Origin of the sequence: Allobosea sp. NPDC003192 (genome assembly GCF_050275675.1) — a bacterium.
Classification (GTDB): Bacteria; Pseudomonadota; Alphaproteobacteria; order Rhizobiales; family Beijerinckiaceae; genus Allobosea.
The window spans coordinates 102224-119389 of sequence record NZ_JBNNPK010000002.1 but is presented as its reverse complement, the minus strand read 5'-3'; the positions used below and the strand labels follow the sequence as shown (position 1 = coordinate 119389).

Here is a 17166-nt window from a genome sequence, read left to right as displayed (position 1 = left end):
AGGGGCAGGCGGAACGAACTCGACTGTGGCTTGTGGATACCACAAAAATCGCGCCGAATCAAAGGTAAACGGAATGCAAACACCGCCGGGCCGCGTTGCGGCCGGCTATGGTTAACCTCGATCGGGCCCTGACGAAGGGTAAGCTCAGTCGCCTTCGCCGGGATTTGGCGAGAGAAGCTCGAGCTTGTTCGGCACGCCGTCGAACTCCTTGGCGTCGGCCGGCGAGTCCTTCTTCTGCGTGATGTTGGGCCAGCTCGCGGCGAACTTCGCATTGAGCTGCAGCCAGCTGTCGAGGCCCGGCTCGGTGTCCGGCTTGATCGCCTCGGCCGGGCACTCCGGCTCGCAGACGCCGCAATCGATGCACTCGTCGGGATGGATGACGAGAAAGTTCTCGCCTTCATAGAAACAGTCGACCGGACAGACTTCGACGCAGTCCATGTACTTGCACTTGATGCAGTTCTCGGTGACCACATAGGTCATGGCGCTGTCCTTCCAATCGGCCGGCGCTTCTTTAGAGCCGGTCGAGAGAATGTTTCAAGGCCCTGTCACGACCGGAAACGAGATCAAACTTCCATCGAAACAACAGTTTCGAGAAGATTTTTTGCAGGCATGCTGACGCGTGCCGCGCAGCTTCCGCGTTATCCCTTCGGCTCCTCCGGCGCAAGCGACTGATCGCCGCGTTCGCCGCCGCTCAGCACCGCGTAGAGCGTCTGCGCCTGCTCATAGGAGCCGCGACGTTCGGCAAAAGCCGTGATCCGGACGACCAGCGTCGCATGCGGCAGAGCGAGCGTCAGCACGTCGCCGGGCTTCACGCCCAGCGCCGGATTCTCGACGCGCTTGCTTGCAACCCGGACATGCCCGTCCTCCACCAGCCGCACGGCGGCGGGGCGGGTCCGCGCAAAGCGCGCGAACCAGAGCCATTTGTCGAGGCGTTGCCGATCGTCCCGCAAGCAGCCTCCTTGTCGTCGCGATCAGCCCTTGCGCCCGTCATTGCCCTCGAGCTGGGCCTTCAGGGCGAGCAGCTTGGCGAAGGGCGAATCCGGATCGGGCTGACGCTCGGCCGGACGCGGCCGCGCCGGTTGCTGGAACCGCTGCTCCTTGCCGCCGCGCTCGTCACGACGCGGACCGCCGCCCGGGCGGCCAGCATCGCGCTTGAACTCCGGCCGCGGGCCGCGCTCGGGACGCCCGTCGCGCCCCTGGGCATTGCGACCAGCGCCATCCTGTGCCGCAGCAGGCCTGCCGCCCTCGCCGCCAGCCGGGCGCGGGCCATTCCAGCCACCCTCGCGCCAGCGATTGCGGTTCGGCGAACGCTGCCCACCGGGCTTGCTCTCGCCACCCTCTGCAGCAGGGGCGGCATCGGCCGCACCGGCGCGACGCTCGGGCCGGCGGCCACGCTGGCCCTGCTCGGGACGGCGCCCGCCCTGATGGCGGTGCGGGCGCCAGATCTCGATCAGCTCCGGCTCGGCCGGTGCAGCCGCCTCGACAGAGGCAGCGATCTCAGCCGCCGTCGTTTCGGCCTCGGGCACAGCCTCCGTCGCAGGCTCATCGCTCGGCAGCGCCAGCGTCGACATCGCATCGGCAGGAACCGGCTCAACCGGAGTTGCGGCTTCCTCTTCGGCCGGAGCCGTAGCGATCTCCGCATCGGTCAGGATCGGAGCATCCGGGGTCTCACCTGCTGGCGCAGCGCTGTCCGCGTTTTCAGCAGCAGCTTCGACCTCAGTGGAAGGCGCTTCGTTCAGTGCGACAGCCGCCTCAGCGACCGTCTCCGCCGGAACTGCCGGTGTCGTCGCGGCCGGCTCGGGAGCGACAGCGAGCGCGACGGTGATCGCCGGTCCCGGACGCTTCACGGACACATAGCCGAGCGAGCGCAGGATCGAGGCAAAGTCCTCGCCGGCACAGCCGACGAGCGAGGTCATCGCGCCGGTGGCGACGAAACCGTCCTGATCGGCGGCGCCCACCGGCGGCTGGCCGAGCGTCACGCCCGGACGATAGGCGATCGCCGGGCGGATCAGGTCGGCAAGGCGCTCCAGAATGTCGACACGCACCGCCCGCTCGCCGCAGACGCGATAGCCGGCGGCGCGATAGAGCCCCTTGGGGACATCCTTGTTCGCCGGGAACGAGGTCCTGCCGGAGGAGGCGAGATGGGAGATGTCGTCGAGCCCGGCAGCTTCCGGATTGCCGTGCTTCAGCGCCCAGAGCTGGGCCGCGAGCGCACGCGGCGCCGGCTTCAGCAGGGCCGGGACATAGAGGTGGAAGGCGCCGAAGCGGATGCCGAGCTGGCGCAGGCCCGCCCGCCCCTCCTGGTCGAGCGTCTTCATCTCCTCGGCGACCTTGCTGCGCTCGAGCACGCCGAGCGCCTCGGCCGCCTGATAGGCGATGCCGCGGGCGATGCCGGTGACGCTCTCGGCGTTCTCCAGGATCTGCAGCGGCCCGAGCAGCTTGGTGACGTGATGCTTCAACCAGGCGCCGAGGCGAGTCTCGATCTGCTCGCGGGCCTGGGCCGGCAGATGATCGTCGACCATCAGGCGCAGTCGCGGCTCAAGCACCTTCTCGCCGGCGGTCAGACGCGCCACCGGCTCGCCGATCCAGCGGATCAGCCCGTCATGCGAGAGCACGAAGGCTTCGTCACCTGCCAGCACGACGCGCGAGGCGCGCGCCTCCAGCTCGCCAGCCAGTGCTTTCAGCGCCGCCGCGTTCAGTGCTTTCGCTTCCGGACCACCCGCCTTCGGGTCCGCCGTGAAACGGAAGCCTTGCAGCAATCCGACATGCTGACCCTCGACCAGGACATCGCCGGTCGCGGTGACTTCGGCCTCCAACATCGCATTCTCCCGCAGGCGACGCATCAACACGCTCGTGCGCCGATCGACGAAACGGCTGGCGAGCCGTTCGTGCAAAGCGTCCGACAGCCTGTCCTCTACAAGACGAGCCACCCCCTGCCAATGCTCAGGATCAGGCAACCAGTCCGGACGATTGGCGACATAGGTCCAGGTCCGCACCTGGGCGATGCGCGCCGAAAGGGTATCGATCTCGCCATCGACCCGGTCAAGCGCCGCCAATTGGCCGGCATACCAGTCCGGATCGAGCCGGCCATGGCGCATCAATCGCAGATACAAAGTCGTCGCCAGCTCGGCATGCTGCATCGGCGCGATCTTGCGATAATCCGGCAGACCGCAAACCTCCCAGAGCCGCGACACCGCCGGCTTGCCCTGCGCCAGCCGCGCCACGTCGTGATCGCGCGCCAGAATCTCCAGCGTCGTCATATCCTCGGCGATCAGCGCCCGCGTCAGCCCCTGCTCCTGCTCCTGCGGCAGGACATTGAGGCTGTCGAGCAGCCCGGCGATCGAGCGCAGATCGAGGTCGGAGTTGCGCCATTGCACCTGCCGCACCGATTCGAAGCGATGGTCCTCGATCGCCTCGACCAGCTCCTGCTCGAAGGGCGGGGCGCGGCCGGTCGTGCCGAAGGTGCCGTCACGCAGATGCCGTCCGGCCCGGCCGGCGATCTGGCCGAACTCGGCCGGATGCAGCTTGCGATAATGATGACCGTCGAACTTGCTGTCGCCGGCGAACGCGATGTGGTCGACATCAAGGTTGAGCCCCATGCCGATCGCATCGGTGGCGACAAGATAATCGACATCGCCCGACTGGTAGATCTCGACCTGGGCATTGCGCGTGCGTGGGGATAGCGCTCCCAGCACCACCGCCGCCCCGCCCTTCTGGCGGCGGATCAATTCGGCGATGGCATAGACCTCCTCAGCCGAGAAGGCGACGATCGCGGAACGCCGCGGCAACCGCGTGATCTTGCGGTCACCGGCGAAGGAGAGCTTCGACAGGCGCGGGCGCGAGACGACGTTGACGCCGGGGATGAGTTGCTCGACCAGCGGCTTCATCGTGCCGGCGCCGATCAGCATCGTCTCCTCGCGGCCGCGATGATTGAGCAGCCGGTCGGTGAAGACATGGCCGCGGTCGAGATCGGCGGCGAGCTGTATCTCGTCGATGGCGACGAAATCGACGGGAAGGTCGCGCGGCATCGCCTCGACCGTGCAGACCCAGAAGCTCGGCCGCTCCGGCTTGATCTTTTCTTCGCCGGTGACGAGCGCGACGGCGTGGGGCCCGACCTTGTCGACGACGCGTTGATAGACCTCGCGCGCCAGAAGGCGCAGCGGCAGGCCGATCATGCCGGTCGGATGCGCCACCATCCTCTCGATGGCGAGATGGGTCTTGCCGGTATTGGTCGGGCCGAGCACCGCCGTGACACCGCGGGCGCGGAGCGAAGGCGGAAGGGAACGGGGCTGAATCAAGACGCTGGAGCTTTCCTGCAGTCCGGGCGGGGCAAGCCCTACCGGTTCAGGCCACCCGAAGGCAACCTGATCCGTGAACAGAACGAGTCCGGAACGAAGCGAGGCCGAATCGCTGACTCCAGCAGAATCAGGTTTCGTTCACGGCGAGATATGGCGGCAAGCGATTCAAAAACCACAAGATTTTGAATCGCCCTCATTGTCCATCCTTCGCCGGCTTGCGCGCGCGAGGGCCGCTTTCGCTGATGTAGGGCGTCCGGGCTGGAAGACGAGGGGGACCGGCGAAGATCGCGGCAGGCAAGCGCCGCCCGCTCAGTCCGCAAAAACCTCGGCGAGAACCTGCGCCGCCTCGTCCGGCGCCTCGACATGGACGAAATGGCCGGCGTTCTCGCAGAAGGTCACTTCGACATCGTCGAAATAATGCGACAGGAAGACAGACCATTCCGACTTCAGGATCGGGTCGTGTCGGCCCCAATGCACCCGGGTGCGCTGGTGGATCGGCACGGACGGCGCCGGGTGGCCGTCGATCGCGGCGATCCGCGCCGCATTCTGGCTGCGATACCAGTCGAATCCCCCGCGCAGATTGCCCGGCTTCATGAAGTTCTCGACCCAAAGGTCGAAGACCGGCGCGAAGGCATCCTTGCGATGGCACCAATGCGTCAGGAAATGCCCGAGGTAGAGGGCGCAGGCCTCGCGGCTGGAGCCGATCAGCTGCTCGGCCAGCGGCAATTGCTGGAAGGACTGGTACCAGATCTCGTTGACATGGCCGTCGCGGACCCAGGCCGAACCGACGCTCGGCGTCGGGCAATTGAAGAACAACAGCTTCTCGACCCGCTGCGGATGGCGCCGCGCCAGCCCCTGCGCGACATAGGCGCCGACATCGTGGCCGACGACGCCAACCGGGCCGGCGCCAAGCGCCTCCAGCAGCGCCGCCATGTCGTCGGCATGGGCGTTGGCGCCGACATCGCTGCGCGGCGCTGGTGACTTCCCGCTCTCGCCGAAACCGCGCAGATCTGGCGCGATCAGCCTGAACTCGCCGTGCAGCCGATTCATCACCGGCAGCCAGCTCATCCAGAATTCCGGCCAGCCATGCAGCAGCAGGACCGCCGGCCCGTCGCCGATTTCGGCGAGATGAAGCACGGTATCGCGCACGACGACCTGGCGATGCCTGAGGCCTGGCGGCAAGGCGAAATCGCTGGACATGGCGGCTCCGGGAGCGAATCGCCGGTAAGGCTAGCGCCTCGCATGAACCTCCGGCAATCCGCCTGATGGCAAAGGCTCCATGCGCTGTGAGGCGGAGGGAGCATCAAGTGTAGGCGGGGATAGCGGGGAATCTTATCCCCGGTGCTTCCGGCGGCCTCAGAATGACGCACTCCACAACCAGGAGCACGTCATGCCGATCTTGCCACATCACTCATCTCATGACGGCGCGCGCTGGCACGAGATCGTCCTTCTGCGCCGCCGGCTCGTCTCGCTGAAGGCGCAGACACGCCTGCTCCGGCATGAACTCGCCCGCAAATACAATCCCGATCAACCGCGCGTGCCGGCCGGCAATGCTGGGGGCGGGCAATGGACCAGCGGCGGAGGCGGCGATCCGACGCTGACCGGAACCGACTGGATCGGCGACCTCGGCACTGCCCTGTCGAGCGCGCTGAGCTTTGGCGATGTCGTCGCTGACACCAGCGGCGAGGAGAGCTGGGCCTTCTATCAGGATGCCACGCGCCCTGACGGCTCGCTTGCCGAGCGCGCCGTCGTCAACCGCGACGGCTCGACCATCCAGTCCGAATTTGCCGAGCCCGGCAAGCCGAGTGACTGGGACGAGCGCCACACCGTCACCCTGCCCGAAGGCGGCAAGACCACCTTCGAAACCGCGGACCGCACCCAGACGATCCGGGAGGGCGGCCCGGATGGCGAGATCGTCTCACGCTCGACCTGGACCGAGCGCGGGCCGGAGCGCGAGGCGACGGTGCAGGAGGCGCGGAACCCATCGCGACCCAACGGGCCGGCCCTTGCCGAAACCACGATCAATTCCGCTCTGACGCTGTTCAACTGGCTCTCGGCCCGCAACAAGCTCGATGGTCTGCAGGCGGTCGCCGGCTTCAATGCCGGGGACTATGCGCCCAGTGCCGATGCGATCGATCTGAGCTTCGTCGGCCAGCTTCGCGAGGACGAAGTCGATCGCGCTTGCCCACGCTTCCCCGAGGTCCGCAGCCGCACAGACGCGGCCGTTGATGCCGTCGGACCGCGCAGCGACTATCGCTCACCCGCAGAATTCGGAACAGCGGTTCACACGAACTTGAAATCACAGGTGGAGAACCTTGGCGATCCCAGCTTCCGCGCAGAGCGATCGTATCTTAAAAGCTACTACGAAGGGCCGCGCGACGAAGCCCCTTACGGCTCGCCGAACTCCCTTCGCATCGACGTCTATGAGCAGCGCAACAACGGAATCGTGTGCGTCTACGATATCAAGACCGGCAAGGCTGGCCTGTCTCCCGCACGCGCGGCTGAGATTGCTGGAACCGTCTACAAGCGCTTCCTTGGTGTTCGCCGCATCATCGTAACGGAGGTCAGGCCGAGACGATGACGACGATCCGCCAGATCAACAAGCTCGTCGCGCCTCTCATCAGCGCCTCTGGCCCCTTGGTGCAGAAGGCTGGAACCCTTACTCTGCGACCTTTGCACCACGTCGTTAATCAGTTGATCGTCTGGCGAACGTCGGAGGCCGATCATTTCGAAGTAAACTGGCGCTGCTGCCCGGCATTCTCGGAGAAGTTCGCGGCCGGATGGGACGTCACTTTTTTGCAGGCGCAACACCAACTCTGGCGTTGGTCTACATCCGGCGTCCACGAAATCTTCATTGCCCGCGTCAATAACGAGATTTTACCACGAATGCAGGCCGCACAGACGATAGACGGCTTCTTCCAGCACGTCTCGGAGCCGGAATTTTCAGCAAGGCGGCTGGTCGATCACGTCGACACCGACATCCGCGTCGACATCGCTCGCGGCGATCTCGACACCGCCAGAATAAAATGCCGCGCGCTGCATGAACGCTGTGCCCGTGACCCGGAATCATACTGGGGACGCATCTGGCGCAAGACCACCGATCGCGCCGGCCCCCTGCTCGAAGCTGACGATCGACCCGCCTTGGCCGCCCTTTTATACGAATGGGAGCGCGAACTGATCAAGGAACGCGGCCTGGAATCGATCTACGAACCCACGCCCTTCCCGCTCGAACTCGCGGCCAGGGCCTGACCTCAATTCCGCGTCGCGGTCGCCGTCACGCCCGGATCGACCTTGAAGCTCGAGGCCTCGATCACCGCGGTGCCGATCATCGTCTTCACCGAGATGCGCACCGGCAGCATCATGTTCGTCCCGGCGACGGGGGCGAGCCAGGTCGAGATTTCCTTGTTCTCGGCCATGAACTTGGTCGAAGGGCGCAGGGAGCGGTGGCCGGCGATCGGCACATAGCGCGCCTGGCAGACCGAGACCGGTCCACTATAGCCGTCGATCTTGATCTCGCGCGTGCCGGAATAGCTCAGCTTGATGTCGTAGCGCGCCGCGCCATCGAAGATCGCCAGCGTGCGGTTACAGGCGGCCGCGCCGCCACTGCGGCCGGAGGCCTCGACCGGCATCAGGAAGGCGCTCAGCGGGTCCATGATGTTGCGCTGGTGCTCGTCCTTGAGCGGGACGCGATCGGGCTTGGCGTCGATCGGCGGCTCGATCGCCAGCGCCTGCACGGCATTGCCGCCGAGCGCCATGCGCACAGTCCGGCTTTCGCTGGAATTGGCCGAGGAGACCGCGAAGGTCGCAGGCGAAAGCCTGCTGCCGTTGAGATTGCCTGTGGCAGCGCCCGAGCCGCGCCCGCCGGTGAAGCTGCCGACAAGGCCGGTCAGCTTGGCATTGGCGTCGAGCTTGTAACTGCCGCCGTCGATGCCGCCGGAGAGATTGGCCTTGCCGAGCGAGAGGCCGAGCAGCGAAACGTCATAGGTCGCGTCGAGCGAGGCCGCCTGCGCGGCCGGAACCGGCAATGCGAGCATCAGCGCCGCGATCAGGGCGCTGCTGGCGGACGACAGAGCGAGCTTCATCTGGAGGCTCCGGGCGCGAGCGAGATCGTCGCATGCACTGAGATTCGGTCCGAATCGTGACTGGCTTTGCGTCAGCTTGGCGGGATAATGGTTACCGAGATGTTTCCGCAGGCGTTTCCACGCACGTGCCTTGACGGCCCGCCAGCCGGCAGCTATAGACCCGCCACTTCAATTTGACTTCCGGTGCTTGCCTGCCGGCACGTCGCGTGTCGGCAATTTGCGTTGAGCATTCGGAGATTTTGGGAACACGATCATGGCCCGCCGTTGCGAACTGACCGGGAAAGCCACCCAGACCGGCCACCTCGTCAGCCACTCGAACCGCAAGACCAAGACGGTCTTCCGGCCGAACCTCGTCAACGTCACGCTGCAGTCGGACACGCTCGGCCGTTCGGTCCGCCTGCGCGTCTCGGCGAATGCGCTGCGCACCGTCGACCATCGCGGTGGCCTCGACGCCTTCCTGGTCAAGGCTCCGGCCGGCGACCTGTCGACCGGCGCGCTGGCCCTGAAGCGCGACATCGAGAAGAAGCTCGCCGCCAACTGAGCGCGGGCTTCCCTCGGGATTGGATGAAGCGGCCGCAAGGCCGCTTTTTTCGTTTGAACTTGGTCCGTCATTCTCGGGCGGAGCGAAGCGCAGACCCGAGAATCTCCTGATGAGAAGGCGCTGATCGGAGCCTCATCCGGCCTGAGATGCTCGGGTCAAGCCCGAGCATGACGCGCACTGTTACTGCGCCAGCTCGAACTCCAGCAGCACCGTCCGCTGCAGGAAGGTCGAGAAATTATCGTCCGAGATCAGGGTGATGATGGTCCGCCCCCCTTCCAGGTGGATGGCCATCCCCTCCATATTGTCGATCTCCTGGCCGAGATCGGCCTCGATCAGAAGCGGCCCATCCAGCTTCGCGCCCGGCCGGATCGTGGCGCCGGCAATGCGGCGGATGCGCATGCCGACGCCGCGCAGCGGCCTGTACCAGCGCTCCAGCAGCAGCATGTCGCCGCCCGGCAGGAAGGCGAGATCGGTGATGTCGTAGCCGTCGCGGCGGACCACCTGCAGGGTACCGGGCTGGCGACCGCCGATGATGAAGCCCGCCGTTGGCTCATCCTCCCGGCCCGAGCGTTCGGAGATCGCGATCAGCGCACCGGCGAGCGGGTGGCCGGTCGGCATCACGCCGAGCGCTTCGAAACCACGATTGCTCGGCAGGCGTTTCGCAGCCGGCGGCGTCGGCACCAGCTGCGCCCGCGCCTCGACGCCATGGCGGGCGAAGTCGAAGCGCAGGATGTCATGGGTGCGCTCGACGCCGATGAAGGCGGTGCCGCCCTGCATGGCGAGCGCTTCGGTGTCGTAGTAGCGCGAGCGATGCAGCGGCTTGCCGGAAGCACCCAGGATCGGCGCGAGCTCGGCCTCCTCCAGCCCGGCGAGCTTGCCCTGGTTGCCTCGAACAAGCTTTGCCGTGAGCCAGAAGCCATTATCGGTGATGGCGATGAGGCGCACCCCGTCAGGCGAGCGCCACAGCCCCGAGAAACCGCCGAAGCGGGGATGGCTCCCGGTCAATTGAAGCCCGCCGCGGAAGACCAATTGGCCGAAGCGGGTCTTCGTCGAATTGCTGGCCTCGAAGCTCGCGATCGGTCGGGCCGAGATGCTGACGGGTATGCGTCCCGGCTCGAGGCTCTGCGCCCGCGCAGGCAGGCTGACAGCCGCCGCGCCGAGGCCGGCGAGAACGCTGCGCCGGCTTGGGCTCATTGCAGGCGGCGCGAGCCCCGCGAGGACGCCCCACCGGCATCCTCTTCGAACAATTCCGCCAGCTTCTCGGTCATCACGCCGCCGAGTTCCTCGGCATCGACGATGGTGACGGCACGCCGGTAATAGCGGGTGACATCGTGGCCGATGCCGATCGCGATCAGCTCGACTGGCGAGCGCGTCTCGATCTCGGCGATGACATGGCGCAGATGCCGTTCCAGATAGCTGCCGGCATTGACCGAGAGCGTGGAATCGTCGACCGGCGCGCCGTCCGAGATCACCATCAGGATCTTGCGCTGCTCGGAACGGCCGAGCAGGCGCTTGTGGGCCCAGTCGAGCGCCTCGCCGTCGATATTCTCCTTGAGCAGCCCCTCGCGCATCATCAGCCCGAGATTCTTGCGCGCCCGCCGCCAAGGGGCGTCCGCGGCCTTATAGATGATGTGGCGGAGGTCGTTGAGACGGCCGGGATTGGCCGGCTTGCCCGATTGCAGCCAGGCCTCGCGCGACAGCCCACCCTTCCAGGCGCGGGTGGTGAAGCCGAGCAATTCGACCTTGACGCCGCAGCGCTCCAGCGTGCGCGCCAGGATGTCGGCGCAGGTCGCCGCGACCGTGATCGGCCGGCCGCGCATCGAGCCGGAATTGTCGATCAGCAGCGTCACCACCGTGTCGCGGAAATTCGTGTCCGATTCCTGCCGGAAGGAGAGCGGCTGGAACGGATCGATGATGATGCGCGGCAGGCGCGACGGATCGAGCGCGCCCTCCTCCAGGTCGAACTGCCAGGAGCGGTTCTGCTGCGCCATCAGGCGGCGCTGCAGCCGGTTGGCGAGGCGCGCGACGACGCCCTGAAGATGCGCCAGCTGCTTGTCGAGATAGGCGCGCAGGCGCGTCAATTCCTCGGCGTCGCAGAGTTCCTCGGCAGTGACGATCTCGTCGAACTTCTGGGTATAGGCCTTGTAGTCAGTCTGTGGCCGGTCGTTGGCGCGGCTGTCGCGCGGGCGCGGCGCCTCGCCAGCTTCCTCGGCCTCGGAATTCTCGTCTTCCTCGTCCCAGTCGCCGGCCGGCGCATCGGCAGCCTCGGAGGCGCCCTCCTGCAGTTCCTCGGCGGCGTCCTCGCTGGTCTCGGTCTCGGAGCGCTCGCCCTGGCTCTGCTGCTCGGCCTCGCCCTCTTCCTGCTGCTGCTCGTCCGAGGACTGGTCCTGGTCGTCCTCATCTTCCTCGGCATCATCGCCCTGGCTCGATTGCTCGGCCATGTCGAGCGAGACGAGGAGGTCGCGCACGGTGCGGGCGAAGGCACGCTGATCCTCGATCGACTTCGCCAGCCGGTCGAGATCGTCGCCCGCCTTGGCCTCGATCTGCTCGCGCCAGAGATCGACCAGCTTCTCGGCCGCCTTGGGCGGCTTCAGGCCGGTCAGGCGCTCGCGCACCATGAGGGCGAGCGCATCCTCCAGCGGCGCATCGGCCCGGTCGGTGATCTCCTCATAGCGGCCGCCGCGATGATAGCGGTCCTCCAGCATCGCCGAGATGTTGCCGGAAACGCCGCTCATCCGGCGCGAGCCGACGCTCTCGACGCGTGCCTGCTCGACCGCGTCGAAGACGGCGCGCGCCGCATCGCCCTCGGGCGCGGCGCGGCGATGCACCGCGGCGTCGTGGCAGGCGAGGCGCAGCGCCATCGAATCGGCATGGCCGCGCAGGATCGCGACGTCGCCTGCGGTGAGCTTGCGCGGCGGCTCCGGCAACCGGGCACGCTCGCCGACCAGAGAGGGTTTGTCGGCGGCGAAGACGATCTCCATCTCGGGCTTGCGTGCGATCGCCTTCATCGCGCCCGAGACCGCCCGCTTCAGCGGCTCGGCCGGCGCTTCCTTCGGGGTTCCGGGCTTGCGGTTGGAGATGCTCATAGCGCCTTCATGAAATGGTGGAAGGTCTGCCCGGCGACCGGATAGCCCTCCATGCGGCCGCATTCGCGATAGCCCATGCGGGGATAGAAGCCCGGCGCCTGGATGCTCATCGTGCCGAGATAGACGCCGCGCGCGCCATAATCGCGCGCCGCCTGCTCTGCCATCGCCAGCAGCGCCTCGCCATGGCCGGCGCCGCGATGGGCTTCGTCGATCCAGAACAGATCGACATAGAGCCATTGCCATTTCAACTCGCCGACGAGGCCGCCCACCATCACGCCGCTCTCGTCGCGCAGGCTGAGCGCCAGGGGTTCCGCATTGCGCGGCCCGACCCTGGCTTCGTTATGGGCAGAAAGCCCGCGCACGACGACTTCGCGCGTCGCGGCGAAATCCGCCTCGCGCTGAATCGTGGCCCGCTTGCTGTCGGCGACGGCGCTCATCAACGCGCTCCCTTAGCGCGCCCGCCCGTCATACATCGTCGGACTCAGCTCGGTCGGCTCGACGCCGGCAAGGCAGCGCACATTGATCGCCACGGTCGGCGTACCGTCGGGTGCGTTGGCGCGCGCGAAGGATTCCATGCCGCAGGTCTCGCAGAACAGATGCTGGATCTTCTGCGAATTGAAGCGGTATTCGGTCAGCGCGTCCTCGCCCTTGGTCAGGGTGAAACTGGTCGCCGGGCTGAAGGCCAGCACCGAACCGCGGCGCTGGCAGTAGGAGCAGTTGCAGGTGATCGTCCGCGAGAGGTCGGCCTCGACCTCATAGGCGACCCGCCCGCAGTGACAGGAACCTTCATACCGAGCCATGGCCGGCCTCCTGCTAATTGAGCACGCTCCGATCGCGAAGGCGGGGCCCGCCCTCGCGGACCATGCTTCAGCTCAGAACGACGTTGACCGCGCTCTCCGGCAGCTCCTTGCCGAAGGAACGCTGGAAGAACTCCGCCACCAGCGTGCGCTCCATCTCGTCGCACTTGTTGAGGAAGGTGACGCGGAAGGCGAAGCCGATATCGCCGCCGAAGATCGCCGCGTTCTCCGCCCAAGTAATGACCGTGCGCGGGCTCATCACGGTCGAGAGATCGCCGTTCATGAAGGCGTTGCGGGTGAGATCGGCGACGCGGACCATCTTGTTGACGATGTCCTTGCCCTCCGGCGAGGCCTGATAGTGCTTCGACTTGGCGAGCACGATCGCGACCTCGTTGTCATGCGGCAGGTAGTTCAGCGTGGTGACGATCGACCAGCGGTCCATCTGGCCCTGGTTGATCTGCTGGGTGCCGTGATAGAGGCCGGACGTATCGCCGAGGCCGACCGTGTTGGCGGTGGCGAACAAGCGGAAGGCGGCGTGCGGACGGATCACGCGCTTCTGGTCGAGCAGCGTCAGCTTGCCGGACTGCTCGAGCACGCGCTGGATCACGAACATCACGTCCGGGCGGCCGGCATCGTACTCGTCGAAGACCAGCGCGATGTTGTTCTGCAGCGCCCAGGGCAGGATGCCGTCCTGGAACTCGGTGATCTGCTTGCCTTCCTTCAGCACGATCGCGTCCTTGCCGACGAGGTCGAGGCGCGAGACGTGGCTGTCGAGGTTGACGCGGACGCAGGGCCAGTTCAGCCGGGCCGCGACCTGCTCGATATGGGTCGACTTGCCGGTGCCGTGATAGCCCGAGATCATGACGCGGCGGTTATGGGCGAAGCCGGCGAGGATGGCGATCGTCGTGTCGCGGTCGAAGCGATAGTCGGCGTCGAAGTCAGGCACATGCGCCTCGGCCTTCGAATAGGCCGGCACCTCCATGTCGGACTCGATGCCGAAGACCTGACGCACGGACAATTTCATGTCCGGCATGCCGGGGGCGGAGGCAGTCGTCGTTGTCATCATTCTTCTCCGGGCGCAGGACAGGGGCCGGTAAGAGCCGGGTGTCCTTGTGAGCCGACCGAAAGGGAGGCGTGTAGAACCTCCTTAGATCGAAAGCAGCGGAGCAGCAATTCGCAAGAGGCATGCCGTCCCTTCGCCGGCATGCATTCACGCACGGCTCAGGCGCGGTTCGCGAGCAGCTTCGCAACCGCCGCGACGGTGCCCTTCGCGCCATTCAGATCGACCTTTGCGGCTGGTGGGACACCTCGCGCCAACGCTGCTTCGATCGCCGCAGCCAGTGTCTGCGGCTGTCCATCAAGTTTCACGACCTGCGCCAGCCCCGCCCGTTCCAGCGCCGAGGCGCGCAAACCCTGCTCGGTCTCGCTGCCGGCGTCGAAGGGAGCCAGCAGCGCCGGCCGCCCCGCCTGCAGCAGGTCGAGCGCCGTGTTGTAGCCGGCCTGGCTGATCGACAGCGCACAGGCGGCGAGCAAAGCCGGGAAATCCGGCCGTGCCCGCTCGACGCGAGCATTGTCCGGCGCCGATTGTCGCAGCCTCGCGAATTCAGCTTCGGCGATCCCGCGGCCGATCAGGAGATGGAAGGTTCGCTCCGGCAAGAGGCGTGCCGCCGCGAGGGTCATCTCGAACAACGGCAGGGCCGCCGCCGAGCCGCCGCCAGAGACGAGGATCGTCTTCGACGAGCCTTCCGAGCCCCCCGGCAATGACGGGAGCTCCGCCAGATACCCCGTATAGACCAGCTTGCCCGCGATCTCCGGTGTCACCGGCCAAGAGGCTTCGAGCGGCAGCACGCGCGGGTCGCCATGAACCAGCACAGCGTCGAACAGCGTCTCGACCCGCTCGGCCGTCTCAGCCAGTCGCTCCGACCGCTGCGGCGCGACCAGCACGTCACGGATCGAGGCGAGCACGAGCGCGCGCGAGTTGGCTGCGCGCGTCGCCGCGATCAGCGCCAGGAACTCCCCTGCGAGCTGGCGCCGCCCGAACGGGAAATGCTCGGTAATCACGATATCCGGAGACAGTTCCTCCGCCAGCGCAACCAATTGCTCACGTCGTGCCGCAAGCCGCTCAGGTGCCGCCGTAACGCCGTCCTCATCGAGAAGGTTGCGGAAATCCGTGCCTTGCGTGCGCACCGGCGGCACTTGCACGAAGCGATAATCCGCCGCGTCCTTGCCGTCCGGCATGCCGCCGCTGGCGAGCGTGACCTCATGGCCCGCTCCAGCCAGCGCCCGCGCCAGTTGTCGCGCCCGCACCAGATGCCCGATCCCGAGCAGATGCGTGACCGCGATCAGGATGCGCGCGTTCATGGCGCCCCGCCATCCTTGCCGGCGCCCGCGACCAGCAGCGCCCGGTGGACCCGCTCCACCCCGGCCTGCGCCGAGAACTCCGCCTTCAACCTGTCGAAGGCAGCCGCACCCAGTGTCGCCCGCCATTGCGGATCGCGGGCCAGTCCGTCCAGTGCCTTGGCCAGGGCCGTGACGTCACCGGGCCGGAGCAGCCACCCTTCTCGGCCATGCCGCACGAATTCCGGGATGCCGGCGAAATCGGTCGCGACGATCGGCAGGGCCTGGCTCGCCGCCTCCATCACCACATTCGGCAGGCCGTCGCGGTCGCCGTTCTCCGCCTGCTTCGAGGGCAGCACGAAGAGATCGGCCTCGCGCAAAGCCGCAATCACCGCATCCTGCGCCTGCGGTCCGCGCCATTCGATCCGCGCCGCGAGGTCCAGCTTCTCGGCTTGCGCCTTCAAGGCGGCGAGCATCTCGCCGCCGCCGATATGGATGAGCCGCCAGTTCAGCTCCGCCGGCAGGATCGCCAGCGCCGCCAGCAGGTCGTCGAAGCCCTTCTTCGCCACCGCCCGTCCGATGGTGATGAATCGCGCCGGCTCGGCCGGGTCGGAGCCGTCGCGCGCCGGGCGCGTCTCCGGCGCCGCCGGAAAGCGCGCCAGATCGAGCCCATGATAGAGCAGCGCGACCTTGCCCGGCCGGTCGGCGAAGCGCTGAAGCTCGGCATGGCCGTCGCGGGTGCAGGTCACGCCCCAGCGCGCATCCGCGATCTTCTCGCGCTTCTCCCAGTCCGGCGTCGTCCAGATGTCCTTGGCATGGGCCGAGAACGACCAGGTCAGCCCCCGGCTCAGCGCCGCATAGCGGATCACCGAGGCCGGCGTGTGCAGGTAATGGACATGGAGATGGCGGGTGCTCGCCGGCAGTTCGCGCGCCATCACGCAGGCCTGGCCGAAGCGGCGCAGCCGGTTGCGCGTGCGATCGCGGGAGAGATCGCGCAGGAACACGCCGAGCAGGCTGACGATGCTGGGCTTCGCGAAGGCCCTGATGATCCCGCGCAGCACGCGCGGCCAATCATCGTGCAGATACTCCGGCAGATAGTGCAGCGGCGCCGTGATCTCCTGGTGCATCATGTGCCGCGCCCCATCGGTCGGATGGCGCAGCGACCAGACCGCGAAGGGCAGGCCGAGCCTCTGCAGCCCGAGCAATTCCTGCGCGATGAAGGTCTCCGACAGGCGCGGATAGCCCTTCATCGCGATCGCGATCGCCGGCCCCTCGGACTCACCCGTGCTCATCTGCGACCGATCAGCATGAAGCGGGTGTAGTTCTTGGTCGGCAGCGCGCCGGCGAACCATAAGTCAGACAGCCCGGCCTGGGCCTTGAAGGCATCGAGCGAAGGCACGCAGCTACGATGGTCCGGCTCGCGGAAGTAGTCGTTCGACTGCAGGAGCAGCGGCAACCCGGCCGGAAGGCTCGCGATCCAGCCTGGCACATCGTCGAGATGCTCACAGCTCGTGTTGATCACCAGCCCCGGCCGCCTGCCCTCGGCTCCTTCGAAATCGAGGCTCATCATGTCAGCCGTCAATGCACGGAAGCGTCCCGTCGCCACATGGCGGTGATTGAGAATCTCTGCGATCGGCGCGCAGTCGGGGTCGATGTCGAGGCTGACCAGTTGCGGGACCACGAGCCGCTCATCGGCCAGCAGCATGGCGCCGAGGACGCCATGCCAGGCGCCGAGCACCCAGACAGGTCCGTCCGGCTTCGGCAAGACCTCGGCAAGCATCTCGACCAGCCAGCGCTTGGAGGCGATCTGCTTGGGATTGAAGGCGATCGAGATGTCGGCCCGCACGCCATTGCCGACCAGCCGAGCGAGATCGGCGACGATGGCGTTGTCGGTCAGCGCCGCGACGCCGCGCAGGATGTCGTGCAGCGCCTCGCGGGAAATCTCGTCGGTCATCGAAACTCTGGTAATCGGGAGGTCGGTCGCGGCGGGACCATAGGCAGGCAGACCGGGAATTGCCAGCCGGA

General features: G+C 66.8%; 16 protein-coding genes. 3 read left to right on the top strand and 13 right to left on the bottom strand.

Going from position 1 to position 17166, the window contains the following annotated elements; all coding sequences use genetic code 11:
* Positions 1-144: 144 nt before the first annotated feature.
* From fdxA to ACQKLX_RS03270, 4 genes are all read right to left on the bottom strand, one after another.
* Complete coding sequence (fdxA, locus tag ACQKLX_RS03285) at positions 145-480, bottom strand: ferredoxin FdxA (RefSeq protein WP_092157697.1); 336 nt, start codon at positions 478-480, stop codon at positions 145-147.
* Positions 481-638: 158 nt separating this feature from the next.
* Positions 639-950 carry an RNA-binding S4 domain-containing protein gene (locus ACQKLX_RS03280; protein ID WP_427359464.1) on the bottom strand — a complete coding sequence of 104 codons (312 nt, stop codon included), beginning with the start codon at positions 948-950 and terminating at the stop codon, positions 639-641.
* Positions 951-971: 21 nt separating this feature from the next.
* Positions 972-4295, bottom strand: a complete 3324-nt coding sequence (locus tag ACQKLX_RS03275) for a helicase-related protein (RefSeq protein WP_427360087.1) — start codon at positions 4293-4295, stop codon at positions 972-974.
* 312 nt (positions 4296-4607) lie between these two features.
* Positions 4608-5498 (bottom strand): alpha/beta fold hydrolase, encoded by an 891-nt coding sequence (locus tag ACQKLX_RS03270; RefSeq protein ID WP_427359463.1) that lies wholly within the window; start codon positions 5496-5498, stop codon positions 4608-4610.
* 190 nt (positions 5499-5688) lie between these two features.
* On the opposite strand from ACQKLX_RS03270, the gene ACQKLX_RS03265 reads away from it, so the two are divergent.
* Entirely contained in the window at positions 5689-6879 is a 1191-nt protein-coding gene (locus ACQKLX_RS03265; RefSeq protein WP_427359461.1) for a hypothetical protein, read from the top strand.
* A complete protein-coding gene (locus ACQKLX_RS03260) occupies positions 6876-7547 on the top strand; it encodes a hypothetical protein (RefSeq protein WP_427359460.1) in 672 nt (223 codons plus the stop codon). The genes ACQKLX_RS03265 and ACQKLX_RS03260 overlap by 4 nt, the downstream gene beginning before the upstream one ends.
* 2 nt (positions 7548-7549) lie before the next feature.
* Here ACQKLX_RS03260 and ACQKLX_RS03255 read toward each other — a convergent pair whose 3' ends face one another.
* On the bottom strand, positions 7550-8380 hold the full coding sequence (locus tag ACQKLX_RS03255; RefSeq protein ID WP_427359458.1) for a DUF3108 domain-containing protein: 831 nt from the start codon (positions 8378-8380) through the stop codon (positions 7550-7552).
* 253 nt (positions 8381-8633) lie between these two features.
* Here ACQKLX_RS03255 and rpmB point away from each other — a divergent pair, with 253 nt between their 5' ends.
* The gene (gene rpmB, locus ACQKLX_RS03250) at positions 8634-8921 is read left to right on the top strand and encodes a 50S ribosomal protein L28 (RefSeq protein WP_377800303.1); all 288 of its coding nucleotides are present in this window, start codon (positions 8634-8636) and stop codon (positions 8919-8921) included.
* Positions 8922-9101: 180 nt separating this feature from the next.
* Here rpmB and ACQKLX_RS03245 read toward each other — a convergent pair whose 3' ends face one another.
* The 8 genes from ACQKLX_RS03245 to ACQKLX_RS03210 all read right to left on the bottom strand — a co-directional run bounded on the left by ACQKLX_RS03245 (position 9102) and on the right by ACQKLX_RS03210 (position 17095).
* Complete coding sequence (locus ACQKLX_RS03245; protein ID WP_427359456.1) at positions 9102-10115, bottom strand: esterase-like activity of phytase family protein; 1014 nt, start codon at positions 10113-10115, stop codon at positions 9102-9104.
* Positions 10112-12007 carry a cobaltochelatase subunit CobT gene (gene cobT / locus ACQKLX_RS03240; protein ID WP_427359455.1) on the bottom strand — a complete coding sequence of 632 codons (1896 nt, stop codon included), beginning with the start codon at positions 12005-12007 and terminating at the stop codon, positions 10112-10114. Before cobT ends, ACQKLX_RS03245 begins: the two co-directional genes overlap by 4 nt.
* Positions 12004-12444, bottom strand: a complete 441-nt coding sequence (locus ACQKLX_RS03235) for a GNAT family N-acetyltransferase (protein ID WP_427359453.1) — start codon at positions 12442-12444, stop codon at positions 12004-12006. Before ACQKLX_RS03235 ends, cobT begins: the two co-directional genes overlap by 4 nt.
* 12 nt (positions 12445-12456) lie before the next feature.
* Positions 12457-12807, bottom strand: a complete 351-nt coding sequence (locus ACQKLX_RS03230; RefSeq protein ID WP_427359452.1) for a GFA family protein — start codon at positions 12805-12807, stop codon at positions 12457-12459.
* A 67-nt stretch (positions 12808-12874) separates the two neighbouring features.
* Positions 12875-13867 (bottom strand): cobaltochelatase subunit CobS, encoded by a 993-nt coding sequence (gene cobS / locus ACQKLX_RS03225; protein WP_427359450.1) that lies wholly within the window; start codon positions 13865-13867, stop codon positions 12875-12877.
* 158 nt (positions 13868-14025) lie between these two features.
* Positions 14026-15165: a glycosyltransferase family protein gene (locus ACQKLX_RS03220; RefSeq protein WP_427359449.1), complete on the bottom strand. Its 1140-nt coding sequence runs from the start codon at positions 15163-15165 to the stop codon at positions 14026-14028.
* Complete coding sequence (locus tag ACQKLX_RS03215; RefSeq protein WP_427359448.1) at positions 15162-16433, bottom strand: glycosyltransferase family 4 protein; 1272 nt, start codon at positions 16431-16433, stop codon at positions 15162-15164. Before ACQKLX_RS03215 ends, ACQKLX_RS03220 begins: the two co-directional genes overlap by 4 nt.
* Positions 16430-17095, bottom strand: coding sequence for a class I SAM-dependent methyltransferase (locus ACQKLX_RS03210; RefSeq protein WP_427359446.1), 666 nt, complete (start codon positions 17093-17095; stop codon positions 16430-16432). Before ACQKLX_RS03210 ends, ACQKLX_RS03215 begins: the two co-directional genes overlap by 4 nt.
* Positions 17096-17166: the final 71 nt, after the last annotated feature.